The sequence below is a fragment of the Streptomyces sp. NPDC040622 genome (assembly GCF_055593965.1).
In genome coordinates, this window is the sequence record NZ_JBVIXD010000014.1 from 66734 (window position 1) to 88280 (window position 21547).

19 protein-coding genes are annotated in these 21547 nt (G+C 71.2%); 12 read left to right on the plus strand and 7 right to left on the minus strand.

Going from position 1 to position 21547, the window contains the following annotated elements; translation table 11 throughout:
* The first annotated feature begins 75 nt into the window (after positions 1-75).
* A complete protein-coding gene (locus ACZ592_RS34205; RefSeq protein WP_471585594.1) occupies positions 76-1461 on the plus strand; it encodes an MFS transporter in 1386 nt (461 codons plus the stop codon).
* 66 nt (positions 1462-1527) lie between these two features.
* Here ACZ592_RS34205 and ACZ592_RS34210 read toward each other — a convergent pair whose 3' ends face one another.
* From ACZ592_RS34210 to ACZ592_RS34230, 5 genes are all read right to left on the minus strand, one after another.
* Positions 1528-1947, minus strand: a complete 420-nt coding sequence (locus ACZ592_RS34210) for a transposase (protein WP_471585595.1) — start codon at positions 1945-1947, stop codon at positions 1528-1530.
* A 191-nt stretch (positions 1948-2138) separates the two neighbouring features.
* Positions 2139-2420, minus strand: a complete 282-nt coding sequence (locus tag ACZ592_RS34215) for a helix-turn-helix domain-containing protein (RefSeq protein ID WP_471585596.1) — start codon at positions 2418-2420, stop codon at positions 2139-2141.
* 46 nt (positions 2421-2466) lie between these two features.
* Positions 2467-3975 carry a peptide MFS transporter gene (locus ACZ592_RS34220; protein ID WP_471585597.1) on the minus strand — a complete coding sequence of 503 codons (1509 nt, stop codon included), beginning with the start codon at positions 3973-3975 and terminating at the stop codon, positions 2467-2469.
* Between the two features lie 382 nt (positions 3976-4357).
* Entirely contained in the window at positions 4358-5131 is a 774-nt protein-coding gene (locus tag ACZ592_RS34225) for an SDR family NAD(P)-dependent oxidoreductase (protein ID WP_471585598.1), read from the minus strand.
* A gap of 106 nt (positions 5132-5237) precedes the next feature.
* Entirely contained in the window at positions 5238-7325 is a 2088-nt protein-coding gene (locus tag ACZ592_RS34230; RefSeq protein WP_471585599.1) for a hypothetical protein, read from the minus strand.
* A 369-nt stretch (positions 7326-7694) separates the two neighbouring features.
* Between ACZ592_RS34230 and ACZ592_RS34235 the strand changes: the two genes are divergently transcribed.
* From ACZ592_RS34235 to ACZ592_RS34265, 7 genes are all read left to right on the plus strand, one after another.
* A complete protein-coding gene (locus ACZ592_RS34235) occupies positions 7695-8300 on the plus strand; it encodes a hypothetical protein (protein ID WP_471585684.1) in 606 nt (201 codons plus the stop codon).
* 187 nt (positions 8301-8487) lie between these two features.
* Positions 8488-8913 carry a hypothetical protein gene (locus tag ACZ592_RS34240; RefSeq protein ID WP_471585600.1) on the plus strand — a complete coding sequence of 142 codons (426 nt, stop codon included), beginning with the start codon at positions 8488-8490 and terminating at the stop codon, positions 8911-8913.
* A gap of 76 nt (positions 8914-8989) precedes the next feature.
* A complete protein-coding gene (gene argG / locus ACZ592_RS34245) occupies positions 8990-10444 on the plus strand; it encodes an argininosuccinate synthase (protein WP_471585601.1) in 1455 nt (484 codons plus the stop codon).
* Positions 10445-10766: 322 nt separating this feature from the next.
* Positions 10767-11963, plus strand: a complete 1197-nt coding sequence (locus ACZ592_RS34250) for an acyltransferase family protein (RefSeq protein WP_471585602.1) — start codon at positions 10767-10769, stop codon at positions 11961-11963.
* Positions 11960-12430, plus strand: coding sequence for a GNAT family N-acetyltransferase (locus tag ACZ592_RS34255; RefSeq protein WP_471585603.1), 471 nt, complete (start codon positions 11960-11962; stop codon positions 12428-12430). Before ACZ592_RS34250 ends, ACZ592_RS34255 begins: the two co-directional genes overlap by 4 nt.
* Before the next feature lie 152 nt (positions 12431-12582).
* Positions 12583-13926 (plus strand): hemolysin family protein, encoded by a 1344-nt coding sequence (locus tag ACZ592_RS34260; RefSeq protein ID WP_471585604.1) that lies wholly within the window; start codon positions 12583-12585, stop codon positions 13924-13926.
* Complete coding sequence (locus ACZ592_RS34265) at positions 13923-14954, plus strand: hemolysin family protein (RefSeq protein WP_471585605.1); 1032 nt, start codon at positions 13923-13925, stop codon at positions 14952-14954. The genes ACZ592_RS34260 and ACZ592_RS34265 overlap by 4 nt, the downstream gene beginning before the upstream one ends.
* A 39-nt stretch (positions 14955-14993) precedes the next feature.
* Here the strand turns inward: ACZ592_RS34265 and ACZ592_RS34270 are convergent, their stop codons facing one another.
* Positions 14994-15923 (minus strand): RNA polymerase sigma-70 factor, encoded by a 930-nt coding sequence (locus ACZ592_RS34270; protein ID WP_471585606.1) that lies wholly within the window; start codon positions 15921-15923, stop codon positions 14994-14996.
* Positions 15924-16141: 218 nt separating this feature from the next.
* On the opposite strand from ACZ592_RS34270, the gene ACZ592_RS34275 reads away from it, so the two are divergent.
* From ACZ592_RS34275 to ACZ592_RS34290, 4 genes are all read left to right on the plus strand, one after another.
* Positions 16142-16627: a carboxymuconolactone decarboxylase family protein gene (locus tag ACZ592_RS34275; RefSeq protein WP_471585607.1), complete on the plus strand. Its 486-nt coding sequence runs from the start codon at positions 16142-16144 to the stop codon at positions 16625-16627.
* Positions 16628-16783: 156 nt separating this feature from the next.
* Positions 16784-17386: an ArsR/SmtB family transcription factor gene (locus ACZ592_RS34280; RefSeq protein WP_471585608.1), complete on the plus strand. Its 603-nt coding sequence runs from the start codon at positions 16784-16786 to the stop codon at positions 17384-17386.
* An 8-nt stretch (positions 17387-17394) separates the two neighbouring features.
* Positions 17395-18738: an MFS transporter gene (locus ACZ592_RS34285; protein ID WP_471585685.1), complete on the plus strand. Its 1344-nt coding sequence runs from the start codon at positions 17395-17397 to the stop codon at positions 18736-18738.
* A 140-nt stretch (positions 18739-18878) separates the two neighbouring features.
* On the plus strand, positions 18879-19853 hold the full coding sequence (locus ACZ592_RS34290) for a DMT family transporter (protein ID WP_471585609.1): 975 nt from the start codon (positions 18879-18881) through the stop codon (positions 19851-19853).
* 123 nt (positions 19854-19976) lie between these two features.
* On the opposite strand, the gene ACZ592_RS34295 is transcribed toward ACZ592_RS34290, so the two are convergent.
* The gene (locus ACZ592_RS34295) at positions 19977-21365 is read right to left on the minus strand and encodes an STM4012 family radical SAM protein (protein ID WP_471585610.1); all 1389 of its coding nucleotides are present in this window, start codon (positions 21363-21365) and stop codon (positions 19977-19979) included.
* Positions 21366-21547 lie beyond the last annotated feature (182 nt).

Below are 21547 nucleotides of genomic sequence, written 5' to 3' on the forward strand. Positions count from 1 at the left end.
TCATGACGTGTGCGCAGATGCGCACACGTCATCTACGGTGCAGAGGTCCGGGCCGCCGACCCAGGGGACGCCGTCATGCGCTCAGTCCTCCGAAACCGCACCTACCGCCGCCTGTTCACCGCCCAGGTCGTGGCCCTGGCCGGCACGGGCCTGGCCACCGTGGCCCTGAGCCTGCTGGCGTACGACCTCGCGGGCGGGGACGCCGGCGCGGTCCTGGGCACCGCGTTGGCCATCAAGATGGTTGCCTACGTGGGCCTCGCCCCGGTGATCGGCGTCTTCGCCGAACGCGTGCCGCGCCGCACACTCCTTGTCGCGATGGACGTCACCCGTGCCGGCATCGCGCTCGCCCTGCCCTTCGTGCACCAGGTCTGGCAGGTGTACATCCTGATCTTCCTGCTGCAGGCCGCGTCGGCGGCCTTCACGCCCACCTTCCAGGCCGCCGTCCCCGAGATCCTGGCCGACGAGCGCGACTACGTCCGTGCCCTGTCCCTGTCCCGCTTCGCCTACGACCTGGAGAGCCTGCTCAGTCCGGTACTCGCCGCCGCGTTGCTCGCGTTGACCACGTACAACTGGTTGTTCACCGGCACGGCCATCGGGTTCCTCGCCTCCGCGACGCTGGTCGTGTCGGTCGCCCTGCCCGCCCCGCGTCCCGTCGAGCGCGGCGGCGGCATCTACGCCAAGGCGACGTTCGGCACGCGCCTGTACTGGGCCACGCCCCGGCTGCGGGCCCTGCTCGCGCTGGACCTCGCCGCCGCCGCTTCCGGGGCCCTGGTCGTCGTCGACACCGTGGTGCTCGTCCGTGACCACCTCCACCGTGGAGCAGGTGACGTGTCGCTGGCCCTCGGCGCGTTCGGGGCGGGATCGATGGTGGCGGCCTTGGTCCTGCCGCGCGCTCTGGAGCGCTTCAGCGACCGTTCGGTGATGCTGTCCGCCGGGTTCGTCCTCGGCGCCGTGCTCGCCGCGTTCACGCTGGGCCTCGCGCACGGAAAGCTGTCCTGGACGGGCCTGCTGGTCGCCTGGGGGTTTCTCGGCGTGGGCTCGTCGATGGTTCTGACCCCCGTCGGCCGGCTGATCCGCCGTTCGGCCGCGCCCGAGGACCTGCCCGCGGCGTTCGCCGCCCAGTTCGCCCTGTCCCACAGCTGCTGGCTGCTCACCTACCCCCTCGCGGGCTGGCTGGCCACGGCTTCGGGGATGACCGCGGCCACCGCGACGCTCACCGCGGTGGCGCTCGCCGCCGCGACCGCGGCCGCACTGTCGTGGCCGGCCCGCGACCCGGCCCGCCTCACCCACCTGCACGCCGCCCCGCCCGTCGGCGACCCCCACCTCGCCGACGCCCACGCGGGCCCGCACGGCTGGCAGCACACACACGACTACGTCATCGACGCCCGCCACCCGCGCTGGCCCGCCCCGGGCCGCACCGTGGAGGGCCCACGGGGCAACCCTGCGGACCAACGCGCCTAGAAGCCTCGTGAAAATCTTGTTCGGAAGTCGTTTTGTTGTGTAGCCAGGTGGCTCGGTTGGTGCTGGTCAGGGGGTTGCCGGGGCCAGGGTCCAGGTTCCGTTGCGGTGGTCAAGTCCGAGGTTGGTCAGGCGGCGGAGGTTGAGGGCGGCGGCCCGGTGGTGGATCCAGCGTTCGCCGTTGATCCAGCCGCGGCAGGGCAGGCGGCGGTTGCCGCGGGCCACGAGCCAGGCGATGACCCGCTCGACCGCGGGGCGCCAACGCCGGTAGTCGGCCTGCCAGTCGGGGTCGGTCGCTGCCTGGTGGCGGGTGGCTTGCTGCAGGTCGTGGTGGGGGCGCCAGGTGACCACCCGGCCGCCTTTCGCGGTGGTGCAGCGGGCCTTGAACGGGCAGGCGGTGCACTGGTTCGCGGTGAACCAGGCTTTGCGCTGCTGATGGCTGCCGCCCTGGGGCAACAGGACGGTGGTGTGTCCGGCAGGGCAGGTCACGGTGTCGGTGGCCGCGTTGATGTGGAAGTCGTCGAGGGTGAAGCCGCCCGGGACGGCCGGTTTCAGGGCCGGGGGCTTGACCAGCAGGCGGTGTCCGGCCGCGGTGAGGGTGGCCCGCAGGTCGGCCCTACCAGCCTGGCCCCGAACCTCATGATCGAGGGCCAGAACAGCCCAACATTTTCATGGGACTTCTAGGCCCTGTTCGACCGGTCCCTGCCGGACCCCTTGTAGCCCCGCAGGGCGTCCTGGACCGTCGTGGGGTGCACGCCCAGACGGCCGGCTGTCGCGCGTACGGAGGAGCCGGAGTCCCGCAGGTCGCGAGAGAGGGCCGCCCGCTCGTCGGCCCAGGCGCTGCTGCGCCGACGCACTTCGCCGGAGGCCGCGCTCTGGACGCGGACACGCTCCTCGGGATCCGGGATCGCTTCGATGGCGTCCAAGGCGGCCAGCAGCCGCTGCCACGGTTCGTCGTGCACTGTGCTCCTTCGGCCCCTGCGGCGCCTGTGAGCCGGATGAGCGGTGTCAGGCCCCTTGCATCGAGGCGGACACCTTCTTGCGGGTGAGCAGCAGCCCGAGGCCGGCGAGGACGGCGAGCGCGGCCTCCGCCGCGACCACGCCGACGCCGGACAGGTCGACACCGGCGATGGCGAGCAGGCCGGTCACGGAGTCACCGGCCGTCACGGCCAGGAACCACACACCCAGCAGCTGGGAGGCGTACTTGGCGGGGGCCAGCTTGGTGGAGACGGACAGGCCCACGGGGGAGAGGCACAGTTCGCCGATGGTCTGCACGAAGAAGAGCAGGACGATCCACCACATCGTCGGATGGGCACCGTCGGCGGCCTGCGTGAGCGGGATGCAGAACGAGAAGAACGACAGTGCGATGAAGAACAGCCCGAAGGCGAACTTCGACATCGTGCGCGCCTCCCGGCCACGCCGGATCAGGACCGTCCACAGAGCCGCGAACACCGGGGCCAGCAGGATGATGAAGAACGAGTTGAACGACTGGTACCAGGTCGAGGGCATCTCCCAGCCGAAGACGGCGTTGTTCGCCTTGGTCTCGCCGAAGGCCTGCACGGTGGACGCACCCTGGTCGTAGATCATCCAGAACGCGGCGGCAGCGGCGAAGATCCAGATGAAGCTCGTCATCCGTGACTGCTCGGTCGCCGTCAGGTCGCTGTCCCGCTTGATCCGGACCAGGACCAGCACCGGGATGACCAGGCCGGCCACCGTCAGGGGCAGCAGCACCCAGTTGATCGTGAAGTGGTCGCTTGCCACGACGACGGCGTAGAACACGGCGGCGACGGCGGCCCAGGTGAGGGACTTGACGGCCAGCTTCTTCTTCTCGGCGGCGCTGGTTGGGTTGACCACGACATCGGAGTGCTCGGGCAGATGGCGGGTGCCGAGCAGGAACTGGGTCAGGCCCAGGGCCATGCCGACCGCCGCGAGGGCGAACCCGAGGTGCCAGTTGACGGTCTGCCCGACCGTGCCGATCACGTAGGGGGCGAGGAAGCCGCCGACGTTGATGCCCATGTAGAAGACGGTGAAGCCGCCGTCCCGGCGCACGTCGTTGTCGGAGTAGAGCTGCCCGACCATGGTGGAGATGTTGCTCTTGAGCAGACCGGAGCCGAGAGCGACCAGGGAGAGGCCGACGAAGAAGCCCGCCGAACCGGGGACGGCCAGGCACAGGTGGCCGACCATGATGATGGCCGCGCCGATGGCCACGGTCTTGCGCGGCCCCCACACCCGGTCTCCGAACCAGCTGCCGGGCATGGCCAGCAGATAGACCATCGCGACGTAGACCGAGTAGATCGCCGTGGCGGTGGCCGCGTCGTAGGCGAGTCCACCGCCCTGGGAGCCGACCTTGGCGTCGGCACCGCCTGATATCAGGTAGATGACCAGTAGCGCGCGCAGCCCGTAGTAGCTGAAGCGCTCCCACATCTCGGTCATGAACAGCGTGGCCAGGCCGCGGGGGTGGCCGAAGAAGGTCTTCCCGCCCGAGACGGGCGCGTCCTTCGTCAGGCTAGACGCCATGAATGTGTCCTTGTGGCTCGGGACGCGCCGCAGCTTGCCGGAGCCGTAGGCACGCGCACGCGTCACAGCGGAAGAACAGAAGCGGCACGCCCGTATGCGGGCGGTGCGGGGCCGGCCGTCCACGTCTTCGCTTCAGGCCGGCTCAGGCGTGCGGGCAGCGTGGAGGACCGCACACAAGTTGCGTGGGCCATCTATCTGACAGCACCCGGATACCCTAGGGCAGAGTGTCCGCTGAGCGAACACTCTGAGAGGTGGCTCACAGTTACGTGTAGATGCCACCCGGATCGGGGAAGGCCGCTCCGGAAGACTCCGTACGTCTGCCACGGCACACGACTCATGGCGAAGGGGGCGGACCCCCGGCCCGCCCCCTTCGCACCTCGCGTCAGTTGGACGTCAGACCGCCGTCCACGGCCAGGGCCGTGCCCGTGGAGAACGAGGAGCGGTCGCTGCAGAGCCAGAGGGCCGCCTGGGCGATCTCGACCGGCTCGGCCATGCGCTTCTGCATCTGGCGGGCGACGAACACCTCCTCCATCTCGGGGTACGCCTCGACCGCGTGCTCGATCATCTCCGTCCGCGTGGTGCCGACGACGAGCGTGTTGACGCGGATGTTGTGCGCCGCGTACTCGGCCGCCGCGGCCCGCGTCATGCCCAGCACCGCGTGCTTCGCGGCGACGTAGGGCACGGGAGCGCCGGTGGCCACCATGGCCGCGGTGCTCGACGTGTTGACGATCGCGCCCTTGCCGGCCTCGAGCATCACCGGGATCTGGGAACGCAGACAGTTCCAGGTGCCGCGTACGTTCACGTCCATCGTGCGCTCGAAGACGTCCTGGTCGAGCTGGTGCAGGGGCGACAGGTCGCCACCGGCGAAACCCGCGTTGTTGAAGGCCGCGTCCAGGGCGCCGAAGTGCTCGCGCGTCGCGTCGACGGCGCGCTGCACATCGTCGGCGACCGCGACGTCCCCCGCGCTGAACGCCGCCCGGCCGCCCGCCTCTTTGATCTCCTGGGCGAGTTGCTTCAGCGTGTCCTCGCGGCGGGCCATCAGCAGGACCGCCGCCCCCTCGGCGGCGAACAGGCGGGCCGCCGCCGCGCCGATCCCGCTCGACGCCCCCGTGATCATTACGGCCTTGCCGGCCAGCAGTCCATTCGTGTCGGTCATGCCGTGAGTAAAGCCGCTGCGGCCCCGGAATCACACCCCTGGGTGATCATGACGTCCCCCACAGTGAACCACTGCGCACGCACGGGGTGGGACAGACCCTGGCTGGTCAGCTCTCCGTGGCCGGACCCGAACGGCCGCTCCGGCGCGGCGACTCGGCACCCACCTCGGCCAGCTCCTCGCCGTCCCTCAGGCGTGCCCGCACCGTCACCCGGGCGTCCTTGGGGGCCCGTACGGCCAGAGTGCGGCCGCGCTTCTCGGTGTCGACCTTCCCGGTGACGGAGATGCGGGTGACGTCACGGCTGCCCGCGGCCAGGAGGTAGCGGTGCCCCGAACCCGCCGTCCAGCGGGTGCTGGCCACGACGTGCTGGCCGAACCGGCTGCAGGCGGCGGTCGACCGGGCACGCCCGACGACCTTCGCCGGTGCCGTCGCGCTCTCGGCGGACGTACGGAACTGCAGCTGTACGTCGCCGGGGCCCCGCCAGGTCGAGGTGCGCGCGCACGACCACACGGCCCGGCCACCGTTCTCGGGCAGGTCCTGCTCGGCGAAGTCCCACCGGTTGACGGACCGTACGCCGTTGCCCCGCAGCTCCGCGAGGTGGCACGCGCCCCGGGCCCAACTCACCAGCGCCGCACCACTGGTGGCTTCGCGCGGCTGACGGCTCGGCGCGCCGGAACCGGGCAGCGGGGTGTAACTGATGTGGGCCGCGGTGAGGTCGCCCAGGTCGGTGACGAGAAAGGCGTGCTTCTCCACGATCTTCGAGGACGACCGCAGCTGCATCACGGGCACGCTGTCGCACGCCCCCGAGGCGGACGGTGCGCCGACCGGGTCGGTGAGTCCTTCGTCCGACACGTCCAGCGGGCCCCCCGGCGCGTTGGGGCGCAGCAGGTCGCGCGTCCGGGCCTCATCGATCCACGGGGCGGTGAGGTAGCGGACCCTGCCGTCCTTGCGGCTGACGGCGAGCGCCGCCGCCGTGGTCACGTCGGAGTCGTCGGCGCGTGAGAAGTCGAGCGTCGCAGGCTCCGAGGGGGAGACCGGCTCGCCGTAACGGACCACGCGGCGGCCGTCGGTGAACAGCACGACCGCCTCCTCGCCCACGACCCCCGCGTACAGCAACTGGGTCGTCCCGGAAGGGGGTTCGGTGGTGCTGGCCGGAGCGGCGCCCACGCGGGTGCCGTGCGGAGGATCGCTCCAGACGGACAGCGCACGCGTGAGCAGGGCGCGGTCGTCGACGTGGGAACCGCGGGCCGGCCAGGCGGTGAAGTCCACCCGCGAGGTGTCCGACCACGCGTCCGGCGAGGTGCGGAGCAGGGCGGCGGCGCTGATCGCGGGGCGCCCGCCCGAGGGGCGCTCCGGTGCGTCCTTGTGGACGGCGGGGAGCATGGAGAGGGCCACGGCGCTGACGGCGGCGATCCCCGCGGCGCAGCAGACGAGCCGGAACCGTCGTCTGCGCCGGAGCAGGTCGGTGGGCCGGGTCTGGACGGAGCAGGCGTCGAACTCCTGGGACTGCAGCAGAGCCCCCGCCGCCTCGCCCACCGACTCCTCGACACGGCCGGCGGTCTCCAGTGCCTCCCGTGCGTCGGAGACACCGGCGGCGGAGAGCAGCTCCGCGACCTCGGGCCGGGGGAGCCCGTCGAGCCTGCACAGCACGAACGCCGCGCGGGCGGGGCCGGAGACCTCCGAGAGCAACTGCGCCAGTGCGATCTCCTCGGTGCCACCGGCGCGCGGGAAGAGCCGCAGCCCCCAGACGACCGGGAGCGTGGGGTGCAGCGCACGAGGCGGCGGCAGCCGGTGCGGCCACCCGCGAGGCCGCTGCTCATGGGCCAGTGCCGCACACAGGACCCGCGCCGTCATCCAGGACGCCCCCGTCCAGGGCGCGCGTGATCGCCCCGTACCCGTCCGTTCGGGTTCTGGGCGTGCCGCGTCCGCGGGCGTCGCCCGCGGTGCGCCGTCCCCGGACCGCGGTGGGGGGATCTTCGACATCCGCGACACGGTCCGCCGGGACCGGAATCCGGGCAGGGCGCGCTGCACCAGGGAGTGTGCGACGAGTACGCGCCGATGGCGCGTGAGGGTGCTGGGGAGGGTGAGATAGGCGAGGCGTACGAGCCGGGTGTACTGGTCGACGATGACGGCCTCGGCATGGTCGAGGGCCACGGGCTCGGATCCCTTCGCCCAGCGCCGTTGCGATGTGCTCATCGATCAAAGGGCCTTCCGAAGGCTGACGACGTTGCGTCCTGACCTCCATCAAACGAGTGAATCGTGGGATGGTCACAGGCCGGGCGCGGACTGGGGGCGCGGGCCGCCGGGCCAGACGCCGCCCCGCACACCGCCGCGCCGTCACCCCCGGGATGCGGACTGCCAGGCTCCGCACGTGTGCTCCGGCGGGTGCCGACTCCCGTACGCTGCCGCGCTGTTGCTGTTCGGTGACATGCAAGACAGAGCTGTGACGTGGGCGAGGGCAACGACCGTGCCGGGTCGCGGGTCGTACGGGGCGTGGGATCAAAGGGCGGCTGTGACCGCCCGGACAAGCAGGCCGACCAAATGAGCTGGGGGAAGCAAGTGGAGATGAACAAGCGCGTGAACAAGGGACTGTTCGTCATGGGGGCCGCGCTGGCGGCGGCAGGCGTGGCCGTCGGGACGGTGCCGGCGTCCGCGGCCGGTACGCCCCGATTCCTGTCCGCGGCCGAGCTGCCGCCGCACGCGTCGTCGGCATGGACCGCCGGGCCGGTGACGGCCGGGCAGCCGGACCCGCTGCCGATGTGTGTCGGCGAGGCGCTGCCGTCGACGTCCGTGCACCGTGCCTACCGCACCGACCTCGACACCAACGCACTGCAGGTGACCGTCGTCGAGCGCGACACACAGCGGGCCAAGGACTTCGCCGCCCTGGTGCGCAAGGACCTCGAAGGCTGCGCGAAGAAGGTGATGCAGGAGAACCCCGACATCACGGCCAAGCAGAAGTACTACGGCAAGGTCGACGCCGAGGAGGGTGCCCACGTCTACGGCTTCCACACGACCGCCACGTGGGGTGCCTCGGACATCAACATGTTCTCCGTCGGGCGGGACGGCAGGACGGTGACGATCGTGCACTGGGGTCAGATGGGCGGCTTCGCCGACGCCCAGGTCGCCGACTTCAAGACCACGACCGCCAAGGCCGTGAACAAGCTCTACTGACCCTCGGACCTGGCCGAATCCCGCGTGTGCGACGGCTGTAGGGAACACCGATCTCGGCGTTCGGGAGGCGGGGTGGGACAATCACCCGACGGACCACGCCTGTCGTTCTCGCCGGTGCGCCGGTCCCGTCGCACGTGGATTCGGCCGGGGAGAGGCCGGGGGCCGGTGTCGTACCCGGTGCCCGGCGGTGGGGAGGACGACGGTGCTGGAGTGGCGGTACATCACCAAGGGCGCACGGCCCGTGCCCGAACCCATGGCCACACCGTTCGTCTGGACGACGGCCTGCTCGGGCTCCTTGGTGCTGGTGATCGCGTTCGACCTGCTCGGCGCCCTCGACCGCACCGGACTCGCCCTCGCCGCCCTCTCCGTCCTGGCAGCGCTGCTCGGGATGCTCGGCCGGTTCGTCGCGGCACCGGGCACGGCCCTGCTCTGCTGGGCCCTGCTGAACGTCTTCGCCGCCCACCCCACCGGGGAGCTCTCCTGGGCCGGGCACCGCGACCCCGGCTGGGTGGGATGTCTGCTGGCGGCCGCTCTCGTCGGCACGGCGACGGCCCGGGTCTGGTACGCGCGGGCCGCTTACCGCCGTATCACTCCGTTCGACGGAGCCGCCTGACCGCGACCGCGGGTACGGGAGGTGGCTTTCGTGCATCGTCTTTGCATGACCATGCGTGATGATGCATACTCTTCCTATGTCTAAGGTCCTCACCTCCCTTCCCGCCGGCGAGCGCGTCGGCATCGCCTTCTCCGGCGGTCTCGACACCTCTGTCGCCGTCGCGTGGATGCGCGACAAGGGTGCCGTCCCGTGCACCTACACCGCCGACATCGGGCAGTACGACGAGCCCGACATCGCCTCGGTGCCCGGTCGCGCCAAGGCTTACGGTGCCGAGGTCGCACGCCTGGTCGACTGCCGTGCGGCGCTGGTCGAGGAGGGCCTGGCCGCGCTCACCTGCGGGGCGTTCCACATCCGCTCGGGCGGACGCGCGTACTTCAACACCACGCCGCTGGGCCGCGCCGTCACGGGCACCCTCCTGGTCCGGGCGATGCTCGAGGACGACGTGCAGATCTGGGGCGACGGCTCGACCTACAAGGGCAACGACATCGAGCGGTTCTACCGGTACGGCCTGCTGGCCAACCCGAACCTGCGGATCTACAAGCCCTGGCTGGACGCGGACTTCGTGACCGAGCTCGGCGGCCGCAAGGAGATGTCGGAGTGGCTGGTCGCCCACGACCTGCCCTACCGCGACAGCGCGGAGAAGGCGTACTCCACCGACGCCAACATCTGGGGCGCCACCCACGAGGCCAAGACCCTGGAGCACCTGGACACCGGCGTGGAGACCGTGGATCCCATCATGGGCGTGCGGTTCTGGGACCCCTCGGTCGAGATCGCCGCCGAGGACGTGACGATCGGCTTCGACCAGGGCCGCCCCGTCACGATCAACGGCAAGGAGTTCGCCTCCGCCGTCGACCTGGTGATGGAGGCCAACGCCATCGGCGGCCGTCACGGCATGGGCATGTCGGACCAGATCGAGAACCGGATCATCGAGGCCAAGAGCCGCGGCATCTACGAGGCGCCGGGCATGGCCCTGCTGCACGCCGCGTACGAGCGCCTGGTCAACGCGATCCACAACGAGGACACCCTCGCGCAGTACCACAACGAGGGCCGGCGCCTCGGCCGGCTGATGTACGAAGGCCGCTGGCTGGACCCGCAGGCCCTGATGGTCCGCGAATCGCTGCAGCGCTGGGTCGGCGCCGCCGTCACCGGCGAGGTCACCCTGCGGCTGCGGCGCGGCGAGGACTACTCGATCCTCGACACCACCGGCCCGGCGTTCAGCTACCACCCGGACAAGCTGTCCATGGAGCGCACCGAGGACTCCGCGTTCGGCCCGGTGGACCGGATCGGCCAGCTGACCATGCGCAACCTCGACATCGCCGACTCCCGCGCCAAGCTGGAGCAGTACGCGGGCCTCGGCCTGATCGGCACCGCGAACCCGTCCATCGGCGCCGCGCAGGCCGCCGCGACCGGCCTCATCGGCACCATGCCGGAGATGCCGCAGGGCGGCGCCGAGGCCATCGCCTCGCGCGGTCAGGTCTCCGCGGAGGACGAGATGCTGGACCGCGCCGCGATGGAGTTCGGCACGGACTGAATCGTCCGCGCGCGACCCGGCACCCCGTGGGGGATGGGTCGTTGGACAGGGCCGGCCCGACACCACGGTGTCGGGCCGGCCCTCCGCGTTTCGGCGCCGAACAGGACCGGCTGTCCGGCCGCCGTCACGTGTGACGCATGTCCCGCGTGGGCGAGCCCACCACCAGTGGGGTTTTACGCGGTTGTAGAAGTATGGCTATGGTGCCGGAGATGTGCTGCGACGACGCAACACCCGTATTCCTTGTCAGACGCGACCTCGCAGGCCCAGGTTCACTGTGGGAGGCATCTTGAACGAGACGTCACGGTCGGCCGGCCGTCATGCGATGCCCCTTCCTCCTCAGCGGCCCTTCACCGCCCGGTCACCGGCCCTCGACGCGGAACCCGGGCGGGACTCCGGTGCCGGGTTGGCCTCCGGTACCGCCAAGGCGGCCGGGTCGACTCCCGGTACCGGTACGGCGGCGGAGGTGGCGCAACCCGCCAAGCGGCGCGACGCGTTCTTCGACAACGCCAAGTATCTGGCGATCGTCCTCGTCGCCATGGGCCACGCGTGGGAGCCGCTGCGCGGTGACAGCAGGGCTGCCGCAGCGCTGTACATCACCGTCTACACCTTCCACATGCCGGCCTTCATCGTCATCTCCGGCTACTTCTCCCGCAGTTTCGACGCGAGCCCGAACCGGATCAAACGTCTGGTCACCGGGGTCGCGGTGCCGTACGTGATCTTCGAAGTGGCGTACACCTTCTTCAAGCGGTGGGCGGGCGGCGACCCTGACTACCCCATCAGCCTGCTCGACCCCTGGTACCTGACCTGGTTCCTGGCCGCGCTGTTCATCTGGCGGCTGACCACCCCGATCTGGAAGGTCGTGCGCTGGCCCCTGCCGCTCGCGTTGGCCATCGCCGTCCTCGCGTCGGTGTCCCCGGACATCGGCGACGACCTCGACCTCCAGCGCGTCCTGCAGTTCCTGCCCTTCTTCGTCCTCGGCCTGGTCCTGAAGCCCGAACACTTCCAGCTGGTGCGCCGCAAGGAGGCCCGCCTGCTGGCCCTGCCGGTCTTCGCCCTGGCGCTGCTCTTCGCCTACTGGGCGGCCCCGCGGATGAACGCCGCGTGGTTCTACCGGCGTGACAGCGCCCAGGAACTGGTCGCGCCCGGCTGGTCGGGCGGCGTGATGACGCTGGCCATGTTCGGCTGCTCGCTGGTGCTCGTGGCGTGCTTCTTCGCGTGGGTGCCGGGCCGCAAGCTCTGGTTCACGGCCCTGGGCGCCGGGACGCTCTACGGCTATCTCCTGCACGGCTTCCTGGCCAAGGGATCCCGCTTCTGGGACTGGTACGAGGCCGACTGGATGCACCGGCCGCTCGGCGAGATCACCGTGACCGTCATCGCAGGCACCGTGATCACGCTCCTGTGCACGCCACCGGTGCAGCGCATGTTCCGCTTCGCCATGGAGCCCAAGATGGAATGGGCCTTCCGACAGGACGCGACCGCCCTCGCCAAGGGGCGCGGAGCGGGGAGACGGGCCGAGTGACCCCGCCGGCCCGGCCACCCGCGGTCCACTTCCAAAGCGTCGCCGAGACGCTGCCCGCGGGCCGCCGGGCCGTCCTCATACTGGACGCCGACGACCGCCGGATCGGCAGCCTCGACTACCAGGTCTGCCACCCGTGCCGGCTCGGGTACATCAGCAACATCGCCGTCGCCGCGCACTGGCAGGGCCAGGGCCTGGCACGCCACGCCGTGCACGGCGTCCTGGCCGACTGCCCGGACTACCGCTGGTCCACGTCACGCCAGTCCGCCCAGGGACGGCGCTTTTTCGCCGCCATGGAGGACGAGACCGAGACCACCCTGCCTCCCTGCGGGACCCGGTGCCCCCACATGGAGGCCTGCCCGCTCGGCGCCGTGCCCCAGCGACGCACCAGGTGGCACCCTGCCCGCCGACGGCGGAAAGTGAGGGAAGAGGCGACGGAGAGCGAGCCGGGAACCCGGCCCCGGCCGTGACCGTTGTCCTGAAACACACTGAACGAGGAGCGACGCTTGTCCGCCAGACCGACGGACCCCCCGGGACACAGTCCCCGACCACCCCGCCAGACCCCGCACGACCTGGCTGATCGAGGCACGCGACGGGAGAACCCCGCTCCGTCGACGCGCCGATGAGCGCCGCACTGGGCCTGCTGGCCGTCTTCGTCCTCACCGCAGGCACCGGCTACTTCGTCGCCCAGGAATTCGCGTACGTCTCCGTGGACCGCCTCGCCCTGGCCCGCGAGGCGGCGGCGGGCGACAAGCGGGCGGCCCGCGCCCTGCGGGTCCTCGAGCGGCTGTCCTTCATGCTGTCGGGCGCGCAGCTCGGCATCACCGTGACCGGCCTGGTCGTCGGCTTCATCGCCGAGCCGTCCGTGTCCGCGCTCCTCAGGCCCGCGCTGACCGGCGTCGGCATCCCCGACGGCGCGGTCGGCGGGATCTCCGTCGTCCTCGCCTTCGTGCTGGCCACCGTCGTGCAGATGGTGCTCGGCGAGCTGGCTCCCAAGAACCTCGCGCTCGCGGTGCCCGAGCGGCTCGCCAAGTCCTTGGCCGCCTCCACGCTCGCGTACCTGAAGGTCGTCGGGCCGGTCGTGCGGATCTTCGACAGCGCCGCCAACCGGCTGCTGCGCCGCGCCGGCATCGAACCCGTCGAGGAACTGCACCACGGCGCGACCCTCGAGGAGCTCGGCCACCTCATCGGTGAGTCCCACGAACAGGGCGAGCTCCCCAAGGACACCGCCGCGCTCCTCGACCACGCCCTGGAGTTCTCCGAACGGACCCTGGACGAGGTCATGGTGCCGCGCGCCGACTCCGTCTTCGTACGCAAGGACGCGAGCGCCGCCGACACGATCGAGCTGATCGCCAAGCACGGCCACTCCAACTACCCGGTCCTCGGCGACCACCCCGACGACGTCGGCGGCGTACTGGGCGTCCGTGAACTGATGCGGCTGCCCGCGGAGAGGCTGGCGGACGCGACCGCCGGCTCGGTGGCCCGCCGGCCGCTGCTCCTGCCCGACACCCTCGAACTGCCCGACGCGGTTCGGCAGATGCGGGAGCGGGACGACGAGTTCGCCGTCGTCCTGGACGAGCACGGCGGCGTGGCGGGCATCGTCACCTACGAGGACATCGCCGAAGAACTCGTCGGTGACATCGCCGACGAGAGCGACACGGTCGTCGAGCTCGCCGTCGCCGACGGCCGCGGCTGGCTCGTGGACGCCGGGCGCCGCCTCGACGAGGTCGCCGAGGCCACCGGCATCGACCTGCCCGAGGAGGACGACTACGACACCGTCTCCGGCCTCGTCGTCGACCGCCTCGGCCGATTCCCGTCCGTCGGCGACCGGCTCACCGTCGAGGCGACCGACGGGACCCCCGTGGTGATCGACGTACGCACGCTGCAGCGGCACGTCGCGGAGCAGGTCCGCCTGGAGCGGCTTGTCAGGACTTCCCGCCCGGACGAGGAGGAGCCGAGCGCATGAGCTTCCCGCTGGCACTCTTCATCACCGTCCTGCTGCTGATCGGCAGCGGCTTCTTCGTGGCTGCCGAGTTCGCGCTCGTCGCAGCGAAACGCCACCGCATGGAGAAGGCGGCGTGCGACGGACAGCGCGGCGCCAGGGCCGCGCTCGCCGGCATGCGCGAGCTGTCCCTGATGCTCGCGGGCGCCCAACTCGGCATCACCGTCTGCACGCTGGGTCTCGGCTCGATCTCCAAGCCCGCGATCTCGCACGAACTCGACCCGCTGCTGCACCAGTGGGGCCTGCCCAGCGGCCTCAGCTACGGCGTCTCCTTCGCCTTCGCGATGCTCGTCGTGGTCTTCCTGCACATGGTCGTCGGCGAGATGGCACCCAAGTCCTGGGCCATCGCCCACCCCGAGCGTTCGGCGATGCTCCTCGCCCCGCCCTTCCGCGCGGTGGTGAAGGCCGTACGCCCGCTCATCTGGCTCCTCAACCGGGTCAGCAACGCCCTGGTGCGCCTGTGCCGGGTCACCCCGCGCGACGAGCTCACCTCCGTCCACAACCGCGAACAACTCACCCACCTCGTCGAGGAGTCCGAACGCCTCGGCCTGATCAGCGAGACCGACTCGGAACTGATCACCAACTCGCTCACCGAGCCGCACGCACCGGTCGGTGACCTCCAGACACCCGCCGACCAGATCATCTCCGTGCCGGCCGAGGCGGGCATCGACGACATCCTCGCCACGGCCGCCGCGCACGACCGCAGCCGCCTGCTCGTCTTCGAAGGACCCCTGGTCGTCGGCTCCGTGCACGCGCGCGACGCCCTGATCGCCCGCGCCCGGAACCGGGGGACGGTCACGGCACGCGATCTGGCACGCCCCATACCGGCACTGGCCGCGGACGACACGGTGGGCCACGCCATCGAGCAACTGCGCCAGCGCCGCGCCTCGCTCGCCGTCCTCAGCGACGACACGGGCCGTCTGACGGGCATGGTCACTCTCGACGACCTGCTGGCCCGCCTGATGCATCCGGAGCGGGGGCAGATGGCGTGAAGCGGACCTCCGGCACCGGCGGACCGTGCCCGAGCGAGCTCAGCGGCGCACGACCGTCTCGTGGTTGAGGCGTGACAGCTTCTCGGGATTGCGTACGGCGTAGAGGCCGGTGATGAGGCCGTCGTCGATGCGCACCGCCAGGACGGTGTCGACGACGCCTGCGAGCCGCAGCACGAGCGCCGGACGGCCGTTGACCAGGGCCGGCCGCAGCGACATCGTGGTGTCGATCCTGGCCAGCACGCCGGCCACCTGGTCGGCGCCCACGACGGGGGCGAGCGCGGCCCGCACGACCCCGCCGCCGTCGGTCAGCAGAACGACATCCGGCGCGATCAAGTCGAGCAGCCGCTGCAGGTCGCCCGTCTCGATCGCCCGCTGGAACGCCGCGAGCGCGCCACGGTTCTCGGCCGGGGACACCGCCCCGCGCGGCCGTCGCGCGGCGACGTGTGCCCGCGCCCGGTGCGCGATCTGACGCACCGCGGCCGGGCTCTTGTCGACGGCTTCCGCGATCTCCGCGTACTCCAGGTCGAACACCTCGCGCAGTACGAACACGGCCCGCTCGGTCGGTGCGAGTGTCTCCAGCACCAGCAGCATCGCCATCGACACGCTGTCGGCCAACTCGACGTCGTCGGCCACGTCGGGTGCGGTCAGGAGCGGTTCGGGCAGCCACGGGCCGACGTAGGACTCCTTGCGCCGACGGAGCGTGCGCAGCCGGATCAGCGCCTGGCGCGTGGCGATCCGGACCAGATAGGCCCGTTGGTCCCGGACGGTGGCTTGGTCGACGTCCGCCCAGCGCAGCCAGGTCTCCTGCAGTGCGTCCTCGGCGTCGGCGGCGGAGCCGAGCATCTCGTAGGCGACGGTGAACAGCAGGTTGCGGTGGGCGACGAACGCGTCGGTGGCGGACCCCGTCCGCCCCTCGCGGACAGCCGGTCCGACGCTCTCTGTTCCTGTTCGCGTGCTGCGCTCGCCCATGGTCGACCCCCGCTGTCCGTGCTCGACGTGTCACGCACGAGACACCGGCCCCCGCTGCCTTGTGACACCCGCGGTCGGTGTTCTACGTCACATGATCGCGCTGTCACAAGGGCCGGTCGGTCGGCATCTCGTGTTCGTCAGGGCGCCGCTCGAACGTGCGGTGCCGACGAGTCGGTGCGGTACGCACATCCGCCCGGCATGCGCGTGAGGACATAGACATGGAACCCCGTATGAACCTGTTCGGCCACGAGATCGGCGCGAAGATCGGCAAGCGGATCTACGCCGTCAGCCAGGTGATCCAGGGATCGCCGCTGCCCAGGTCCACCCAGGAACTGGTGCAGTTGCGCACCAGTCAGCTCAACGGCTGCGGCTTCTGCGCCGACATCCACGCCAAGGACGCAGAGGCGGCGGGTGAAACCTCGGCCCGGCTCCATCTGGTCGCCACCTGGCGCCACTCAACCGTCTTCACGGAGGCCGAGCGTGCCGCGCTGGAACTGACCGAGGAGGGCACCCGCATCGTCGACGCCCACGGGGGCGTGCCCGACGAGACCTGGGCCCGGGTGCGCAAGCACTACGACGACGACCAGACCATCGCGCTCGTCTCCCTGATCGCGATGATCAACGCGACCAACCGCCTCGGCGTGATCCTGAACAACCAGGGCGGTTCCTACGAGACCGGGAGCCTCGCGGACGTGGCGAGCTGACCCGCCGGGGAGGGGACGGGGGACCGCGGCCCGGTCCTGGCCATGTGAGCCCGGACCGGGCGGGCCTCCTCCGACGGGAGATGCTCAGGAGATGTTTCCCAAAGTGTTTTTGCAAAACTTCTTTTGCAGATCCGTGATCCGCTCTACGCTCCCGGCATGGTCAGCGAAGACAAGAGGCGCGTCCTCGACCCCGAGAGCGACGCGGCCGCGTTGAAGGCCCTCACCCACCCCTTGCGCATCCGGCTGCTCGGGCTGCTGCGGATGGAGGGCCCGGCCACCGCCAGCGAACTGGCGGCCGTGACGGGGGAGTCGTCCGCGTCCACCAGCTACCACCTGCGCGTACTGGCGAAATACGCGTTCGTCGCGGAGGCGGAACAACGCGACGGCCGGGAGCGACGGTGGCGGTCCGTCCACGAGGTGACCTCGTGGAGCAACCGGGCGATGGACGCGACCGACGGCGGCCCCGTCTTCGTCGACACGATGCACAGACGCCAGATCCAGCATCTGCAGGAGTCGCTGGTGCGACACGAGGGCGACCTCGCGTCGGGACGGCTCGGGCCCGAGTGGCGTGAGCCGTCCGGCATCAGTGACCTGATGCCGCGCCTGACCCCGGAATCGCTCACCGAGCTGTGGCAGACGTTCGAGGACAAGCTCGACGAACTGACCGAGCGCGACCGGGCGGACCCCCGCGCGGCCCACCTGGTCCTCTTCGCGGCAGGCCTGCCCCTCGCCCCGCGCGTCCCCGAGGGCGACGCGTGACCGAGCCGATGGACGTCCGCACCGCACGCCGTCGGTACGTCACCGTCTCCTTCCTCTTCTGGCTCCCGATCGGTCTGACGGTCGCCCCGCAACTGCTGCTCTTCACCGAGCGCGGCATGACCCTCGCCACCATCGCGGGCTTCTTCGCGGCGCACTCCCTGACCGCCGTGGCCCTGGAACTGCCCACCGGAGGCCTCTCCGACGTCCTGGGCCGCCGGGTTGTCCTGGTCGCCGCGGGGCTTCTGGACCTGGCCGCGTTCACTCTGGTGAGCCTCGGCACCACCGCTTGGGTCCTCGCCCTGGGCATGGCCGTCAAGGGAGCGGGACGCGCGCTGTCCAGCGGCCCCGCCGAGGCCTGGTACGTCGACACGGTCCAAGCCGGCGCGGGCCCGGGTGCCGAACTGCGCACCGGTCTGGCCCGGGGCAACGCGGCCACCGCCACGGCCCTCGCCGCCGGCACCCTGGTCGGCGGCGCGCTGCCCTGGCTCCTCGGGCTCGGACCCGACCTCGGCGCTCGGCTGAGCGAGGCGACCTCGCGACTGGTGCTCCCGCTGTCCGTCCCCGTCCTGCTCGCGGCCGTCGTCGACGTCGTCTTCATGCTGTACGTCCTGACCGCCCTGCCCGAACCGCCCAGGCCCGCCACCCGGTTGCGCGCCGTGCTGCGGGACATCCCGGCGACCGTCGTCACGGGGCTGCGTCTTGGCGGACGCGATGCGCTGGTGCGCCGCGTGCTGCTCAGCGCGGGCGCGGCCGGGGGCGCCCTGGCCGCCATCGAACTGCTCGCGCCCGGCCGGGCGGCAGCACTGACCGGCAATCCCGAGACGGGCGCCGTGCTCTTCGCGGGGCTGGCCTGTACCGGATTCGTCTGCGCGGCGCTCGGCAGCCACCTCGCACCGTTCACCGCCCGGATGGCGGGCGGCGAACGCGCCGTCCTGATCGGACTGGGCGCGGGGACGGGCGGCCTGCTCCTGCTGGCGGTCACGGCGACCTTCGACGGCCCCCTGCCCCTGGCTCTGGCGGCCGTCGGATACGCACTGGTCTACCTCGGCCTCGGCGCGGCGGGCCCGAACCAGAACGACCTGCTGCACCGCAGAGTCACCCCGGCAGGGCGCGCCACAGCCCTCTCCGTCCAGTCGCTCGCGCTGCAACTGGCCGTGGCGCTCACCGGGTTGATCGTCGGCATCCTCCCCACGGGCCCGCTGCCCTGGCTGCTCGGTGCGACCGCGCTGGCGGCAGGGGCGGTGCTGTGGACGCGTAACAGCGCACCCGTGGTGGTGCCCGGTGCTCCGGCGCCGGGCGGAGCGCTGGAGGCGGGAGTGGCAGGGGCGTCGCCCTCCGGTACGAACCCATGAATTAACCGGCCCTTGGCATGCCGGAGTTGGTGGCATCTCCCGATGGGCGCCGCGGCCGGGCGCGGGCTAGCGTCGCCCAGGGATGTCGACAGGCATGCGCCGTGAGCGGCGCGGACTCGGAGGGGCGGGCAGGCGCGCGCATGCGATCCACAGCGGGTGAAGCCGGGCGGTCGTACGGCGGGGTCGGTCTGGTCGGCGCGGCCGCCGTGCTCTGGGGGACGGTCGGTCCCGCCCAGTTGCTGGCCGGCACCGGGGTGGAACCGGTGGCTCTGGGCGCCTGCCGCATGCTGCTGGGCGGGCTGGTCCTCGGACTGTTCACCGTGCGCGGTGCGGGGCTGCGGACCCTGACGCTGCCCGGCGTGCGCGCGTGGATGCCGGTGAGCGTCGCGGTGACGGCGTCCTTCCAAGCCTGTTTCCTCGCCGCCGTCGACAGGTGCGGGTCGGCGCTGGCCACCGCCGCCGCGTTCGGCACGGTGCCCGTCGTGGCGGGAATGTGTGCTCGGCGGTTCGGCGGGGACCGTCTCGATGCCCGGTGGGGCATGGCCACGGCCTGCGCGGTCGGCGGCCTCGTCCTGCTGATGGTTCCCGGGGCGGGCGACCGCGCCGACGTCCTGGGTGTGGCTCTGGCCTGTGCGGCCGGGGCCAGCTTCGGCGTCTACATCGCGCTCACCGGCCGGATCGCGGCACGTGGCGCCGACCCGTCGGCGGCCGCGCCCGTGAGCGTGGTGTGTGCGGGCCTCCTCGTCTCCCCGTGGCTCTTCGCCCGGCCGGAGGGCTTTGCGCGGCCGGAGAGTGCTCTCCTGGTCGCGTATCTGGGCCTCGGCACCACGGCGTTGGGGTATCTGCTGTTCACCAAGGGAGTGACCCGCGTCGGCGGAGCCACCGCCGGCACGCTCAGCCTGATCGAACCCCTCGTGGCGACCGGCCTCGGAGTGGCCCTGCTGGGGGAACGGCCGGGCGCCCTCGCCGCCTGCGGGGCGGTCCTCCTGCTCGGCGGGCTGGTCGTGACCTCCCTGCCGTCCCGGGCCCGTGACGGGGCGGACCCCGGCAAGGCCCCGACCCGGGACGGCGATCAGGACCGGTCACTGCTGACCGGCCGGCGCGAAGGCGGGTGAGCCCCGCGCCGACCGGGACGCGCCCAGGGTGTGGGCGCAGTCAATGGTCCTGAGGGCCGCAGGGCGGCGGTCACCGGTAGCGGAGGCCCGCCGGTAGTCACCGGCCCTGAGGTCCTACCGGTGTCACCGGTCCCGGTAGGAGGCCATCGCGTCATTCACCCGGGCGGAGAAGAACAGCGGTCCGATCGCGTCGGCCCAGGCCATCCCCTCACCGGTGAGGCGCAGCAGGTCCTGTTCTGCGGACTTCGTCCAGTCCCGTGCCGCGAGCAGCGCGAACTGATCCGGGAAGTCGTCTTCGGGGGTGCTGCCGAAGTGGCGCCGGTAGTCGTCGCGCCGCAGCCCGCCGGACTCCAGCAGCGCCTGAAGCACGTACATGCGTCGCCGCTCGTCGTCGTCCATGGCGAACGCCCACTGCACGCGGCGGAACTGTTCCGTGGGGGTGGCGATGTAGTCGTCGATGATCCGGCGTACCTCGGGCACCGCGACGGCGTAGTCGGTGGTGTAGTGCAGGTCGGTGGTGAACGAGCGTGCCCCCACCCCGAGTCCGACCATTCCGGCCTGCTGGTTGTACTCGCTGATGCTGGTCTCGTCCGCGCTCTCCACGGCGGCGGTGCCCACGCGCCGGAAGACCCGCATGGAAGTCTGCTCGTACCCCGCCGACAGCAGGTGGTCCCGGCCGTAGCGGTACAGCCGCAGCCGCTGCTCGTCCCAGACCCGGCCGTCCTTGTCGTGCCGGGCCATCAGCCCGGTCAACGGCCGTACGTAGAGCGGGTAGAGGTAGATCTCCTCCGGCTCCCAGGACAGCGCCGCGTCCAGCGACACGTGGAAGGAATCCTCGGTCTGCCCGTCGATGCCGTAGATCAGGTCGATGTTGAGCACCGGGAAGGCGGCCTCCTTGAGCCGCGCCAGGGCCTGTTCGACCTCCGCGCGCTTTTGCGGCCGGACGGCGGCGCGCGCCTCGGAGTCGATGAAGCTCTGCACACCGATGCTCAGCCGGGTCGCCCCGCGTTCCTTGAGCACGGCGATCCGGTCGGCGGTCGCGGTGGCCGGCGAGGTCTCCACGGACCACGGTACGGCGGCGAGGTCCGCGCCCATGACGTTCTCGCAGATGTCGGACAGGCGGGTGAGCTCGGCGGCCGTCAGGTAGGTGGGCGTACCCCCGCCGAACGCGGCGAGGGAGAAACGGACCGGCTCGCCCTTGGCTTCGAGGGCTTCCCGCGTGACCCGTGCCTGGCGCTCCAGAGTGCCGAGAAAGGCCCGGGTGACGTCCTCGGGGGCGCCGGTCCGGGTGAAAAGATTGCAGAATCCGCAGCGCATCTCGCAGAACGGGACGTGCACATACAGGGAGAGCGCGTCCAGCCGTTCCCGCGACCACAGGTCGCTCAGCAGCGGGCCGCTTTCCTGGAGGCGGTAGGACTTCTGATGCGGATAGGCGTACACGTACTGCTTGTACGGGGTCTCCGGCTCGGACGAACCGGGAGTTACTAACGGAAGAGGGACAGTAGTCGCCATGGAGCGGAAGCGTCCTTTCGGTACGAAATGATCGATCGCGCCCACCGGCAACGCTACGGACGCTGCTCCTCCATATCGACGATGCTAACCTCCGAATTTGACGCCCGAGAAAGCCTGCATATAGGCGCTTCCTCGCATTGCCCCATTGCCTCCCGTGTGGTTCGCGAGGAGAAATGAAAACA

Bases quoted from the DNA above. Each gene is read 5' to 3' on its own strand.
- ACZ592_RS34205 (WP_471585594.1), top strand. From the start codon at position 76: ATGCGCTCAGTCCTCCGAAACCGCACCTACCGCCGCCTGTTCACCGCC.
- ACZ592_RS34220 (WP_471585597.1), bottom strand. From the start codon at position 3,975: ATGGCGTCTAGCCTGACGAAGGACGCGCCCGTCTCGGGCGGGAAGACC.
- ACZ592_RS34225 (WP_471585598.1), bottom strand. From the start codon at position 5,131: ATGACCGACACGAATGGACTGCTGGCCGGCAAGGCCGTAATGATCACG.
- ACZ592_RS34230 (WP_471585599.1), bottom strand. From the start codon at position 7,325: ATGAGCACATCGCAACGGCGCTGGGCGAAGGGATCCGAGCCCGTGGCC.
- ACZ592_RS34235 (WP_471585684.1), top strand. From the start codon at position 7,695: ATGAACAAGCGCGTGAACAAGGGACTGTTCGTCATGGGGGCCGCGCTG.
- argG (WP_471585601.1), top strand. From the start codon at position 8,990: ATGTCTAAGGTCCTCACCTCCCTTCCCGCCGGCGAGCGCGTCGGCATC.
- ACZ592_RS34250 (WP_471585602.1), top strand. From the start codon at position 10,767: ATGCCCCTTCCTCCTCAGCGGCCCTTCACCGCCCGGTCACCGGCCCTC.
- ACZ592_RS34260 (WP_471585604.1), top strand. From the start codon at position 12,583: ATGAGCGCCGCACTGGGCCTGCTGGCCGTCTTCGTCCTCACCGCAGGC.
- ACZ592_RS34265 (WP_471585605.1), top strand. From the start codon at position 13,923: ATGAGCTTCCCGCTGGCACTCTTCATCACCGTCCTGCTGCTGATCGGC.
- ACZ592_RS34270 (WP_471585606.1), bottom strand. From the start codon at position 15,923: ATGGGCGAGCGCAGCACGCGAACAGGAACAGAGAGCGTCGGACCGGCT.
- ACZ592_RS34275 (WP_471585607.1), top strand. From the start codon at position 16,142: ATGGAACCCCGTATGAACCTGTTCGGCCACGAGATCGGCGCGAAGATC.
- ACZ592_RS34280 (WP_471585608.1), top strand. From the start codon at position 16,784: ATGGTCAGCGAAGACAAGAGGCGCGTCCTCGACCCCGAGAGCGACGCG.
- ACZ592_RS34285 (WP_471585685.1), top strand. From the start codon at position 17,395: ATGGACGTCCGCACCGCACGCCGTCGGTACGTCACCGTCTCCTTCCTC.
- ACZ592_RS34290 (WP_471585609.1), top strand. From the start codon at position 18,879: ATGCGATCCACAGCGGGTGAAGCCGGGCGGTCGTACGGCGGGGTCGGT.
- ACZ592_RS34295 (WP_471585610.1), bottom strand. From the start codon at position 21,365: ATGGCGACTACTGTCCCTCTTCCGTTAGTAACTCCCGGTTCGTCCGAG.